At 72.4% G+C, this 12930-nt stretch carries 12 protein-coding genes; 6 read left to right on the top strand and 6 right to left on the bottom strand.

What is annotated here, in order from left to right; all coding sequences use genetic code 11:
* Window positions 1-49: 49 nt before the first annotated feature.
* Window positions 50-1309, top strand: a complete 1260-nt coding sequence (locus ACSYGO_RS39265) for a lectin (RefSeq protein WP_435226754.1) — start codon at window positions 50-52, stop codon at window positions 1307-1309.
* A 125-nt stretch (window positions 1310-1434) separates the two neighbouring features.
* On the opposite strand, the gene ACSYGO_RS39260 is transcribed toward ACSYGO_RS39265, so the two are convergent.
* Window positions 1435-2868: an MFS transporter gene (locus ACSYGO_RS39260; RefSeq protein WP_460389535.1), complete on the bottom strand. Its 1434-nt coding sequence runs from the start codon at window positions 2866-2868 to the stop codon at window positions 1435-1437.
* Window positions 2869-3024: 156 nt separating this feature from the next.
* On the opposite strand from ACSYGO_RS39260, the gene ACSYGO_RS39255 reads away from it, so the two are divergent.
* The gene (locus tag ACSYGO_RS39255) at window positions 3025-3672 is read left to right on the top strand and encodes a TetR/AcrR family transcriptional regulator (RefSeq protein WP_432175860.1); all 648 of its coding nucleotides are present in this window, start codon (window positions 3025-3027) and stop codon (window positions 3670-3672) included.
* A 140-nt stretch (window positions 3673-3812) separates the two neighbouring features.
* On the opposite strand, the gene ACSYGO_RS39250 is transcribed toward ACSYGO_RS39255, so the two are convergent.
* The gene (locus tag ACSYGO_RS39250; protein ID WP_460389534.1) at window positions 3813-4775 is read right to left on the bottom strand and encodes a hypothetical protein; all 963 of its coding nucleotides are present in this window, start codon (window positions 4773-4775) and stop codon (window positions 3813-3815) included.
* 192 nt (window positions 4776-4967) lie between these two features.
* Here ACSYGO_RS39250 and ACSYGO_RS39245 point away from each other — a divergent pair, with 192 nt between their 5' ends.
* Together ACSYGO_RS39245 and ACSYGO_RS39240 are read left to right on the top strand one after the other, a co-directional pair.
* Window positions 4968-5243 (top strand): heavy-metal-associated domain-containing protein, encoded by a 276-nt coding sequence (locus ACSYGO_RS39245; protein ID WP_426676672.1) that lies wholly within the window; start codon window positions 4968-4970, stop codon window positions 5241-5243.
* A gap of 90 nt (window positions 5244-5333) precedes the next feature.
* Entirely contained in the window at window positions 5334-7598 is a 2265-nt protein-coding gene (locus tag ACSYGO_RS39240; protein WP_460389533.1) for a heavy metal translocating P-type ATPase, read from the top strand.
* Window positions 7599-7882: 284 nt separating this feature from the next.
* Here the strand turns inward: ACSYGO_RS39240 and ACSYGO_RS39235 are convergent, their stop codons facing one another.
* The 4 genes from ACSYGO_RS39235 to ACSYGO_RS39220 form a co-directional block, all read right to left on the bottom strand.
* Window positions 7883-8254 (bottom strand): peptidase inhibitor family I36 protein, encoded by a 372-nt coding sequence (locus tag ACSYGO_RS39235; protein WP_426676916.1) that lies wholly within the window; start codon window positions 8252-8254, stop codon window positions 7883-7885.
* 2 nt (window positions 8255-8256) lie between these two features.
* Window positions 8257-9024 (bottom strand): hypothetical protein, encoded by a 768-nt coding sequence (locus ACSYGO_RS39230; protein ID WP_460389532.1) that lies wholly within the window; start codon window positions 9022-9024, stop codon window positions 8257-8259.
* Between the two features lie 3 nt (window positions 9025-9027).
* Window positions 9028-9402, bottom strand: a complete 375-nt coding sequence (locus ACSYGO_RS39225) for a hypothetical protein (protein ID WP_432175855.1) — start codon at window positions 9400-9402, stop codon at window positions 9028-9030.
* A gap of 399 nt (window positions 9403-9801) precedes the next feature.
* Window positions 9802-10041 carry a hypothetical protein gene (locus ACSYGO_RS39220; RefSeq protein ID WP_426676676.1) on the bottom strand — a complete coding sequence of 80 codons (240 nt, stop codon included), beginning with the start codon at window positions 10039-10041 and terminating at the stop codon, window positions 9802-9804.
* A gap of 336 nt (window positions 10042-10377) precedes the next feature.
* Between ACSYGO_RS39220 and ACSYGO_RS39215 the strand changes: the two genes are divergently transcribed.
* A complete protein-coding gene (locus ACSYGO_RS39215; RefSeq protein WP_460389531.1) occupies window positions 10378-11415 on the top strand; it encodes a PHP domain-containing protein in 1038 nt (345 codons plus the stop codon).
* A 639-nt stretch (window positions 11416-12054) separates the two neighbouring features.
* Window positions 12055-12867, top strand: a complete 813-nt coding sequence (locus ACSYGO_RS39210) for an SAM-dependent methyltransferase (protein ID WP_460389530.1) — start codon at window positions 12055-12057, stop codon at window positions 12865-12867.
* Window positions 12868-12930 lie beyond the last annotated feature (63 nt).

The following is a 12930-nucleotide window of genomic DNA, read 5'->3' as shown; positions in this document are numbered from 1 at the left end:
CCCCAGTCGGCCCACCCGTCACACGGGTCGCCGTACGGAAGGGAGAGTCATGGACTCCCCGCGCCTGCTCCGCAGATGTCTCCTCGCCGCCCTGTCGGGCGTGCTCGTCGCGTCCGCCGCCGTCGGCACCTCCGCGGCGGCGGACCCCGCCGCCGCCCCGGCGGCAGCCGCGGCGGCGGTGACGTTCCAGGACACCTTCGACGGCCCCGCCGGTTCGGCCGTCGACTCGTCCAAGTGGCAGATAGAGACCGGCGACAACGTCAACAACCACGAGCGGCAGTACTACACGTCCGGGAACAAGAACGCGGCACTGGACGGCCAGGGCCATCTGGTGATCACCGCCCGCAAGGAGAATCCGAGCAACTACCAGTGCTGGTACGGCACTTGCCAGTACACCTCGGCACGCCTCAACACCTCCGGGAAGTTCACCACGACGTACGGCCATGTCGAGGCCCGGATGAAGATCCCGCGCGGGCAGGGCATGTGGCCCGCGTTCTGGATGCTCGGCAACGACATCGGACAGGTGGGCTGGCCCGCCTCCGGCGAGATCGACGTCATGGAGAACGTCGGCTTCGAACCGTCGACCGTGCACGGCACCATCCACGGCCCCGGCTACTCCGGCTCCGGCGGCATCGGCGCGGGCTACTCCCTGCCGAACGGCCAGGCCTTCGCGGACGCCTTCCACACGTTCGCCGTCGACTGGGCACCCGACTCGATCACCTGGTCGGTCGACGGCACGGTCTACCAGCGCCGGACCCCCGCCGACCTGGGCGGCCGGACCTGGGTGTTCAACAAGCCGTTCTTCCTGATCCTCAATCTGGCCGTCGGCGGCTACTGGCCCGGCGATCCGGACGGCTCCACCGCCTTCCCGCAGCAACTCGTCGTGGACGAGGTGAAGGTGACCACCGGTGACAGTCCGGGCGGCGGCACCGGCGCTCCCATCAGGGGCCTCGCGGGCAAGTGCGTGGACGTCGCCGGGGCGAACTCCGCCAACGGCACCGCCGTCCAGCTCTACGACTGCAACGGCACCGCCGCCCAGAAGTGGACGGTCTCCTCGGACGGCACCCTGCGCGCACTGGGCAAGTGCCTGGACGTCACCGGCAACGGCACCGCGGACGGGACGACCGTCCAGCTGTGGGACTGCACCGGCGGCCCCAACCAGAAGTGGACCGTCACCGGGGCGCACGACATCGTGAACCCGCAGGCCGACAAGTGTCTGGACGTCAAGGACAACAACTCCGCCAACGGGGCCCGGCTGCAGATCTGGTCGTGTTCCGGCGCGGCCAACCAGAAGTGGACCGTGGGCTGACGGCCCGCCCGATTCTCGTCGCCTGTGCAGGGTGCGGCTTCCGGTGCCGATCACGGCACCGGAAGCCTCCGGGCTCACGGCGGACCCTTGGCGACTGCTTGCCACGGGTGAGCGGCAGCCCCTGATCAGTGCACGTGCGGCCCGGTCGGCCGAGGCCTGCCGCGCGGTACAAGGCCCAGGGCCACTACGGCGCCGGCGCCGGCCGCCACGGCGCACACCGTGAACGCGTCGCCGAAACCGCCCGCAGCGCCACGCTCGAAGCCGGAGGCGGCGACGGTGGAGACGACGGCGACACCGACCGAACCACCCACCTCGTGGAAGGTGTTGACGACGCCGGAGGCGAGCCCCGCCTCCTGGTTCTCCACCATGGCCAGTGCGGTCGTCGTGGCGGTGACGAAGACCGCACCGAGGCCGAGAGCGGCGACGGCGAAGCCCGGCAGCAGCCCGGCGTGGACGCTGCCGGTCTCCGACAGCCGAGTCAGCGGGATCGTTCCGGCGGCTGCGACGGCCATGCCGGCAGCGGCCGTAGGGCGGCTGCCGATCCGGCCGACGAGCCGGGACCCGAGGTGGGCGCCGATGCCGGTGGCCACGGCGACGGGCAGGAACACCAGACCTGTCTCCAACGGGCTGAAGCCGCGGATGTGCTGGAGATAGACGGACCCGAGGAAGAAGTACGCGATCAGCAGCGCGGTGGCGACGAGCATCAGGAACGCGCCCGCGAGCACCGGCCGCCGGGTGAACATCCTCAGGTCCATCAGCGGTGCCCGGCCGGTCCGTTCGACCACCGCGAAGGCCGTGTACGCGACCACCGCTCCGGCCAGCGGCAGCACGGTCGAGGCGTCCGCCCAGCCGCTGTCCCCCGCTTCCACAAGGCCGTAGATCAGTGCGGCGGTGCCCGCCGTCACGAGCAGTGCGCCGGGCACGTCGAGCCGTGCGGGCTGCGGGGTGCGGGCCGGGACGAAGGCGGGGAGTACGACCAGCAGGAGCAGCCCGACCGGCACATTGACGAAGAACACCCATGGCCAGCCGGGCCCGTCGGTCAGGGCTCCGCCGAGAAGCACCCCGGCCGCCGAGCCGATGCCGCCGATGGCCGCCCAGACGCCGAGGGCCTTGTTGCGTTCCGTGCCGTGGAAGGTCGTGGTGACGAGGGAGAGCGCGGCCGGGGACAGCAGGGCCGCTCCGACGCCCTGGCCGATCCGGCCGCCGAGCAGCGTCGTGGCGTTCTGGGCCAGACCGGTCAGCAGCGAGGCCGCGGTGAACAGGGCGAGTCCGGCGAGCAGGGTGCGGCGGGCACCGAGGGCGTCGGCGAGCCGGCCGCCGAGCAGCATCAGCCCGCCGAAGCAGAGGGTGTAGGCGGTGACCACCCAGGTCAGCGTCGACCGGCCGAGATCGAGGTCGGCAGCCATGTCGGGCAGGGCGACGTTCACGACGGTGACGTCGAGGACCAGCATGAACTGCGCGAGAGAGATGAGTGCGAGGGCTGCCCAGCGGCGAGGGTCGGCGGGCAGGGGGTGGTCATGTCGGTCCGTCTGCGGAGTACGGGCTGCGGAATGGGTCATGACGGGTCCTTCCGGCGTGTGTCGGAGGTCGGATCCGGCACCGCGGTCAGCAGGAGAAGGGAGGCAGCGGCGCGCCGGTCGCCACCCCAGCTGAACCGTACCGTTCAGTTCATATGAACTCAACAGTACAGTTCAGTTGGCTGCTAGGGTCGGCGCATGAGCGTGGACAGCGTCAAACAGCCCCCCAGCGGCCGCCGCGCGGAGATGAAGCGGCAGGCCATCGTCCGGGCCGCTCGCTCGTTGTTCCTGCGGGACGGCTTCGGCGTGGGGATGGACACCATCGCGGCCGAGGCGGGCGTGTCGAAAGTGACCGTCTACAACCACTTCGGCAGCAAGGAAGCCCTGTTCACAGAGGTCATCACGGACGCGCTCGACGAGCCGCTCGCCGGGGAATCGGCGGCCGCGCTGGAAGGCCTGACACAGGCCGAGGACCTGCGGACCGCGCTCGTCGACGCGGCCCGGACCTGGGTCCATGCCGTGCGTACGAACGACGAGGTCACCGCCTTGCGCCAGCTCGTCGCCGCGGAGGTCCACCGCTTCCCCGAACTGGGTGAGGCCTGGCGGCATCGCGGCGCGGAGAGCCACCACCCCGCTGTCGCGGGTGCGCTGCAGGGCCTGGCCGAGCAGGGTCGGCTGGAGATCCCCGACCTCCCGGTGGCGATCATCCAGTTCTACGGCCTGCTGGTCTTCCCCCACATGGTCTTCAGTTCCTATGGCACGCACATCGACGAGGACCTGACGGACCGTCTCATCGGTGACGGGGTCGCCATGTTCCTGGACCACTACAGCCCAGCGGGCACCTGACAGCGGGCACGGCAAAGGTGGGGCACCCTCGGCGCCCCACCCCTCGGTCCCACAGCCGGCAGGTCGGCCGCCCGCGAGGAGCGGCTCGCACATCGGGCTCCCTCCGGCCGGCCGCACGGCGGTCCGCAGGGGGCCGGGTCTCAGTGCGTATGCCCGGCCCCCTGCTCGGCGGGCTCGCCGTGCGAGGTCGCGGACTCGTCCGTCGCGCCGCCCACATGCACGGTGAAGGCCGCCGTGCGCACCTTGCCGTCGTGCCGGAAGTCCAGGAACAGGCGGTACGTGCCGGCACTGGGCGCCGTAGCGGTGAAGGAGACCTCCGGACCGGGCCTGGTCCTGCCGTCGCCGGGCCCGCCGTTGGGGTGGACGTGCAGGTAGGCGAGGTCACCGGAGCGCAGGGCGACCAGGTGGCCGTAGGAGCCCAGGTACGGCTGGAGGTCCCGGACCGGCTTGCCGTCCTTCGCCACCCTCAGCGTCAACTCCTCGGCCCGTCCCGGGACCAGGGTGCCGTCGAGCGTCACCTCGTAACCGTCGACCTCGGCGGTGGCGCTGCGTCGCGGCAGCTCGGCGGGCGCGTACGTTCCGGATGCCGCGAGGTCCGCGCCGAGCGTGAGCGCCTCGCCGCCCTCGGGCCTGAAGTCGGCGAACACGCGGTAGCCGCCGGCTTCGGGCAGTTCCACGGGTGTGGACCAGGTGCCGTCGGCGGCCCGGGTGGGATGCAGATGGCGGTAGACGGTGAGGTCGCGTGAGGCGAGGATCAGGTGAAGCTCCTTGCCGTGTTCACGCTGGTACGCGGTGACGTTGCGGCCGGTTCCGTCCCGCACCACGGCGAAGCGCAGAGCCGCCTTCTCGCCGGCTTCGACACGCGGGGTCCTCAGGTCGAGCGTGTAGCCGTTCTTCGAGACCTCGAGGCCCCCCGGGCCCGTCGCAGCAGGGCCGCCGCCGTGCTCCTCGTGACCGGCACCCGCGCGACCCTCATGCTCCTCGTGCGCACCGCCCTTCGGCTCGGGCGAGATCGCGTCGACCGCACCGCCCACGCCGTAGGCGGTGCCGAACGTCGCGGCGAGAGCGGCGGCGAAGACGGCGATCCGCAATCCGGTGTTCATGGCTCACTCCTCATCGTCGGGCCGCTCATGACGGACGGCCAACTCGCCTTCAACATACCCCCAGGGGGTATGAAGTCAAGCGTGATGAACGCTTGCCCTGAATACGGGTGGGGGGTATACATGGAGCCGTTGCCCGACATACCCCCGCGGGGTATACGACTCACCTACGTCCGCCAGTCCTGGAGAACCCATATGCCGAACTGCTGCACCCCTGACGGAAGCTGCCACACCGACGCGCAGGTCACGACCACCACCTACAAGGTCGTGGGCATCGGCAGCGCGCACTGCCAGGGCGTCGTCACCGACGCCGTGGGCGGCTTGGACGAAGTCACCGCGGTCGACGTCGAGATCGGCACCGGCCTGGTCACCGTGACGACGGCCGCCGAGCCCGACGAGGCGCTCGACGCCCTGATCGCCAAGACCGTCGACGAGGCCGGCTACGACTTCGCCGGACGCGTGACTGCCTGAGCAAGAGCCGGGAGGGGCTCCTGACTTCGTGGCCCCTCCCTGCCCCACCCCCTCGCACCGTCGAGGGTCCGTACGTTCCGAGGAGCAGACATGACCACCACCACGCCCGGTGCCGCCGCGGTCGAATTGGCCATCGGCGGCATGACCTGCGCCTCGTGCGCCGCCCGCATCGAGAAGAAGCTCAACCGTATGGACGGGGTCGAGGCCACCGTCAACTACGCCACCGAGAAGGCGAAGGTCACCTACCGCGAGGACGTCAGCGTGGGCGATCTGATCGCGACGGTGGAGGCCACCGGTTACACCGCGCGCGAGCCCGAACCCGTACGCACCGCACCGGAAGCGGACGGTGGCCCCGCACAGGACGACGCCGACGAGCTGCTTCCACTGCGCCGGCGGCTGACGGCCGCCGTGGTCCTGGCCGTACCGGTGATCGCGACGGCCATGATCCCGGCGCTGCAGTTCGAGTACTGGCAGTGGCTCTCGCTGACGCTGGCGGCGCCCGTCGTGACGTATGCCGCCTGGCCCTTCCACAAGGCGGCCTGGACCAACGCCAGACACGGCGCCGCCACCATGGACACGCTGATATCGGTCGGTACGTCAGCCGCATTCCTGTGGTCGGTGTGGGCGCTGTTCTTCGGTACGGCCGGCACGCCCGGCATGACGCACCCCTTCGAACTCACCATCGCCCGCACCGACGGTGCCGGGAACATCTACCTGGAGGCCGCGGCGGGTGTCACGGCCTTCATCCTGGCCGGCCGGTACTTCGAAGCGCGCTCCAAGCGCAAGGCCGGCGCGGCACTGAAGGCGCTGCTGGAGCTGGGCGCCAAGGACGTCACGGTGCTGCGTGGCGGCGGGGAGGAAATCGTCCCTGTCGGCGAACTGGCGGTCGGTGACCGGTTCCTCGTCCGGCCCGGCGAGAAGATCGCCACGGACGGCGTGGTGGTCGAGGGAGCGTCCGCCGTCGACGCCTCCATGCTGACGGGCGAGTCGGTCCCGGTCGAGGTCGGTACGGGGGACGCCGTCACCGGCGCCACACTGAACGCCGGGGGGCGCCTGGTCGTGGAGGCCACCCGGATCGGCACCGACACTCAGCTCGCCCGGATGGCGAAGCTGGTCGAGGACGCGCAGAACGGCAAGGCCGCCGCCCAGCGGCTCGCCGACAAGATCTCCGCGGTGTTCGTCCCTGTCGTGATCGCCCTGGCGCTCGGCACCCTGGGCTTCTGGCTCGGCAACGGCGCGGGCCTGACCGCAGCCTTCACCGCCGCGGTCGCAGTCCTGATCATCGCCTGCCCGTGCGCCCTGGGGCTCGCCACGCCGACCGCCCTCATGGTCGGCACCGGACGCGGCGCGCAGCTCGGCATCCTCATCAAGGGGCCCGAGGTGCTGGAGACCACGCGCAGGGTCGACACCATCGTCCTGGACAAGACCGGCACCGTGACCACCGGCAGGATGACGCTCCTCGCCGTGCACATCGCCGACGGCACGGACGAGACGGAGGTCCTGCGCCTGGCCGGTGCCCTGGAGCACGCCTCCGAGCACCCCGTCGCCCAGGCCGTCGCCTCCGGCGCCGTCGCCCGGGTGGGCACGCTCCCCGCCCCGGAGGACTTCGCGAATGTCGCCGGGCTCGGCGTCCAGGGCATCGTCGAGGGCCACGCCGTCCTCGTCGGCCGGGAGAAGCTGCTGGACGAGTGGGTCATCGCCCTGCCCGAGAAACTGCGGCGCGCCAAGGCCGGAGCCGAGGAAGCCGGACGTACCGCCGTCGCGGTCGCCTGGGACGGCGAGGCCCGTGCGGTCCTCGAGGTCGCCGACGCCGTCAAGGAGACCAGCCCGGAGGCCGTCGAGCGGCTGCGCGCCCTCGGCCTGACACCGATGCTGCTGACCGGCGACAACAAGGCGGTCGCCGAGGCGGTCGCGGCCGAGGTGGGCATCGCGCCCGGGCACGTGATCGCCGAGGTCATGCCTCAGGACAAGGTCGATGTGGTCAAGCGCCTGCAGAGCGAGGGCCGTTCGGTCGCCATGGTCGGCGACGGCGTCAACGACGCCGCCGCTCTGGCACAGGCCGACCTGGGTCTGGCGATGGGCACCGGCACGGACGCCGCGATCGAGGCCGGCGACCTGACGCTCGTGCGGGGCGACCTGCGGGTCGCGGCGGACGCCATGCGTCTCTCCCGCAGGACGCTGGCCACCATCAGGTCCAACCTCTTCTGGGCCTTCGCCTACAACGTCGCCGCCCTGCCGCTCGCGGCAGCCGGCCTGCTCAACCCGATGATCGCGGGAGCGGCCATGGCGTTCTCCTCGGTCTTCGTGGTCGGCAACAGCCTGCGACTGCGCGGCTTCCAGCCCGCCGACCGCTGAGGCGGTCGGCCCGGAGGAGGGGCGGCGAACGGGCCCGGGCGGACGTCTCCGAGGCGTCCCGGACCTTCACTCGGCTCGTACGGGTCCCACGACGAGTTCCGGGCCGGGCGGTTCGACCGCCCGGGCCCGGTTCTCTCCACGCCGGATCCGTCCCCCCTTCCCCCTTCCCCCTTCCCTCCTTTCGACCGCCCGCCCGCGGCCCCCACCGCGGGCGGACGGAGCCGGGTGGACCGGGTCAGCCGATCGAGCCGATCAGCCGATCAGCCGGTGAGCCGGTGAGCCGGTCAGCAGCTCATCGCCCAAGTGTGGGAGTCTCCACGGTCGTTGGCGACGCCGTTGTAGCCGACCTCCTCGCCGGGGGTGAGGCAGATCGTCATGTCACCGCCCTGATAGGCGTCCTCGTAGACCTTGACGTGGTCCTTGACCCCCGGAGCCGAGATGCCGTGATTGGCCCAGGAGGAGTCGGTGTCGGCGATCCAGCTCTCCCACCAGCCGTCGTCCCCCGACCAGTTGGCACGCTGGCCGGCGAAGTTGGCGTTCTCCCAGGCGCAGAACTCGCCGCTCGGGCAGTCCGCCGCGCCGGAGGGCGCGGCGAGGGCCAGTCCGCTGCCGAGGGCGAGAGCGACCGCGGCGGCGGAGGTGGCGAGGCGCTTCATGATCACGAGGTGGTACTGCCTTTCTGTCGGTTCACCGGGACGGTCCGCGCGGCGTACAGGGCCGCCGCGCGCTGCAGTGCGCGGGTGCGCAGCCGCTGGTAGGTGGTCAGCTGGTCGCGCCGGTCGGCGCGGACCTGGTTCAGCAGCGCCGGCTCCAGGCGGGCCCTGAGCCGGGCGAGGCCGCTCGCCCGGGCACAGCGCGCGGAGACGGCGGGGTCGGGCCGCTCGGGCCGGGGCCCGTCGGACGGAGTGACGCAGCGGGTCCAACGGGCCCGCGCCGCGTGGTAGTCGGGGTCGTGGTCCATGCGCTGCTGGGCCTCGGCACGGAGGTTGTTGACGACGACGCGGCTGCGGAACCAGAGCGGCTGGTCGCCGTACAGCTCGCGCTGCGCGGCGGCCAGGCATCCGTCGGTGTGACCGGTCACGGTGTATCCGGTGGCGAGGGTGACGGACAGCTCGGACCGGCCGGCGCCGAACAGGGCCGCCTGAAGCCGGCGGTCCCGCTCGGACGAGCCGTCGCGGCCGGACGGGACGTGACGCAGGGTCAGCCCCTGGCCGGCCAGGCAGCGTTCGACGAGGACCTGCTGGGCGGTGTCGATGAGGTCGTCCTTGCCGCGCTCGGTGGCCGGCAGCGTCAGCGCCCCGCGCGGGTCCTCGCCGGGTGCGGTCTCCGCGTCCGTGGCGCAGCCCGTCAGCGTCAGCGCCCCCAGCAACGCGAGGAGCACCGGCGTCGACGGCTTCGTGGTCCGTGGTGGGCTGGGACGGCTCACGTTTCAGCCGACCTCGCAGCCCATCGTCGTGTCCGCCACGCCGTCGAGGCGGGCTCCCCAGGGCCAGTTGTCGGCCAGGTCGCGGGCACGGATCAGCCGGTAGTGGCAGGTGTCGCGGCCCCAGTCGATGGCGTACACGGCGGTGTCCGCGGTGGAGCGGAAGGACGCGGCCTTGTCGTGCAGGAACTCGGGCACGTCCGTATAGCCCGGTGGTGTGTAGCACCAGGAACTGCCGTGCTGTCCGGCCGCGGTCCAGAAGCACACGTCTCCGGCGCGGCGGGCCTCGGAGGCGGTCGCGGACGGGGCCGCGAGGAGCGCCGAGGCCGCCAGGGCGGTGCCGGCGAGGGCGGCGGCGGGCACGGCGAAGCCACGGAACATGACGACTCCCGGTGGGACGAGGGGGCGCCGGGGTCGTCGTGATCACCCGGCGAGGTCAACGTGCCCTCGCGGGATCGGGGCCATGCACGGTTCCCACCGAATAATGATCTTTGGCGAGGTGTGGGGGCATTCGCGCTCCCCCGGCTCGCAACGGCGCGAAACCCGCAGGTCCGCGCGCTCCCCGCCGCCCTTCGGCCCGCCACGCCGCCCCGGCTCTCGGCCTGGGGGCCGCCTGGCCGGGGCGTGCCACCGCACGGCCGGTGCGTGCCGTCTCACGACTGGGGCGTGCCGTCTCACGGCCGGGCGGCGCTCTCGTCCCACGGCCGGGTGTCCCTGCCCGCTCGGCGTTTCCCGGTGCCCGATGCGCGAAGCCGGGTGCCGGGGCGGAGCTCGGGCGGCCTAGGTGTGCGGCGTCCAGGTGAGCTTGTCTCCGCCCACCCAGCGGACCACCTCGGGGTCGTCGAGATCATGGACGGTGATGCCGTAGGCCGCTGCGGTCTCCAGGACGTCGGTGATCGCCTTCGCCGAGCCGACGACCTCGCCGTCGATCTCCATGATCCGGAACGGCGGCGTTCCGGGCTGGACTCCGAGCACCATGATCCGCGGGTGGGAAATGTAGGGGCTCGCGATTTCGGTCATGAATAGAGCGTAGAGCGGTTCCGGCGGATCAGCGGCCGAGCGCCGCGGGCATCCGCGTCCGGACCGTACTCCCACGGGGCCACGGTGCGGCTCGGCGTGTTTCGCCCGGCCGGGTGAGCGGCCGGGCGATCAGCCGGTGAGCAGCCGGAGCGCCCACGGCGTACGGACGCCACGGCCGGCCGCACGCCCCGCCGTGCGGGGTCACGACGGCTGGGCAACGCTGGAGGAACCGCCCCGGGGGCGTGCGGCAGAGCCGGAGTGCGGATCAGGACCGGGGCTCGGACTGGACGCGCATCAAGGCCGATCCGGTGCGATCAGGAGCGAAGGAGGCGGCGAATGGACCCCTTGGAGGCCCTGGACCGCATCGCGTTCCTGCTGGAGCGGTCCCAGGCGCCCACCTATCGCGTCCGGGCTTTCCGGACCGCCGAGTCGGTACTCGCCGGCCTGCCTCCCGGGGGCGTGGCGGAGCGCGCGGCGACCGGGACGCTGGAGTCGCTCAAGGGCGTCGGCCCGAAGACCGCGCAGGTCGTGCGCGAGGCGCTCGCCGGTGAGGTGCCCGCCTACCTGGAACGTCTGGAGGGCGAGACCGAGCAGCCGCTCGTCCGGGGCGGCGAAGCACTGCGGGCACTGCTGCGCGGCGACTGTCATCTGCACTCCGACTGGTCGGACGGCGGCAGTCCGATCCGCGACATGGGCCGGACGGCGGCCCGGCTCGGCCACGAGTGGGCGGTCCTCACGGACCACTCCCCGCGACTGACCGTGGCCCGCGGACTCTCCCCGGAGCGGCTGCGCGAGCAGTTGGACGTGGTGGCGGAGCTGAACGAGCAGTGGGCGCCCTTCCGGCTGCTCACCGGCATCGAGTGCGACATCCTCGACGACGGATCGCTCGACCAGGAGCCGGAGTTGCTGGACCGGCTGGACGTCGTGGTCGTGTCGGTGCACTCCAAACTGCGCATGGACGCGCGCTCGATGACCCGGCGGATGGTGGCCGCCGTGCGCAATCCGCTGTCCGACGTGCTCGGACACTGCACGGGCCGTCTCGTCAGCGGGCGCGGCCGGCCCGAATCGGAGTTCGACGCGGACGCCGTATTCGCGGCCTGCGCCGAATCAGGGACGGCCGTGGAGATCAACAGCCGTCCCGAGCGGCTCGACCCGCCCCGCCGGCTGCTGCGCCGTGCGGTCGACGCGGGGGTGCTGTTCTCCGTGGACACCGACGCGCACGCGCCCGGGCAGCTGGACTGGCAGGGGTACGGCTGTGTGCGGGCCGAGGAGTGCGGGGTGCCCGCCGAGCGCGTGGTGACCACCTGGACCGTCGAGGAACTGCTGGCCTGGACCGGGGACCGGGTGACACCGGAGCGTGCGAGCCACGTCTGACGTGTGCTCCGGCGGCACCTGCGCCGGGCGTGGAGCCCGGCGGGGAGCGGTCCACCTGGACGGACCCCGCCCTGCGACCGGGCGCGGGCCATCGGGACGGAACCCGCCCTGAGACCGGGACGGGCCTCGCCTTGCGGCCGGACGCGGACCGCCGGGACGACCCCCCACTCTGCGATCGGGCACGGACCACCGGGACGACCCCGCCCTGCGACCGGGCGCGCGCCACCGGGACGGACCCGCCCTGCTGCCGGGCCCGCGTCCGGCAGCGGTCGCACTCCCCCGCGGTCCCCTGCCCCTGCCCCCGCCCGTCGATCCCTCGCGACCGGCCCCTCGGCCATGCACGACCGGCCCTTCGGCCTTGCACCACCGGCACTTCGGCCATGGACCACCGGCCCATCGGCGCTGCGCGACCGGCCCGTCGCTCCCTCGCGACCGGCCCCTCGGCCCCATGCGATCCGCCCGTCGAACGGGAGTACGTGCCGCATGCGCGGATTCCCGGGACGTCGTGATCACCGGGCGGCACAATGGCGGCGACGGTCGGGTGCCGCACGCGGCGGCCGGTCGGCGGCGACGGTCCGGTGCCGCCCACGGCGGCCGTACGCGCCCGGGAGGGACCGGGGCGCGCAGGGAGGAGAACGCGTGAGTGACAGCCAGAGCCCAACCGGCGGGTCCCCGCGACTGAACACCGGCGTGGCGCACAACGCCCGCGTCTGGAACTACTGGATCGGCGGCAAGGACCACTACGAGGTCGACCAGGCGGTGGGCGACCAGGTCGCGTCCATGTTCCCGGTGATCCGTGACGTGGCCCGGGCGGACCGGGCCTTCCTCGGCCGCGCCGTCACCCACCTGACGGCCGAGTGCGGGGTGCGGCAGTTCCTGGACATCGGCACCGGGCTGCCCACGCTGGACAACACCCATGAGATCGCGCAGCGCATCGCGCCGGAGGCGCGGATCGTGTACGTGGACAACGACCCGATCGTGCTGGTGCACGCCCGCTCGCTGCTGACGAGCACGCCCGAGGGAAGCACCGACTACATCGACGCGGACGTGCACCGTCCGGACACCATCGTCCAGGGGGCCGCCACGACCCTCGACCTCACCCGGCCCGTCGCCGTGATGATGCTCGGCATCCTCAACTTCGTCCTCGACACCGAGCAGGCGCGGGAGATCGTGCGCACGGTCATGGCCGCGGTCCCGTCCGGCAGCTGCCTGGTCCTGACGCACCCCACCACCGACTCGGACCTGGGCGGCGAGGGCAACGTCGAGGCGATGAAGTTCTGGAACGAGAACGCCACCCCGCCCATCACCGCGCGCAGCCGTGCGGAGATCGCCGCGTTCTTCGACGGCCTGGACCTGGTCGCGCCGGGACTCGTCTCGTGCTCGCGCTGGCACGCCGACGGGGACGCCGCGGCGGTCGTCCCCCAGTTCGGCGCGGTCGCGGTGAAACCGTGACGGTCCCGGAGACGGGGGCGCGTCCGGCAGCCGGGTCGGCGAGACACCGGCGCCGGTCCTGGG

This window comes from Streptomyces krungchingensis, from assembly GCF_054729265.1.
Note: the sequence above shows the minus strand (reverse complement) of the source record. Positions and strands in the feature narration are given on the sequence as shown.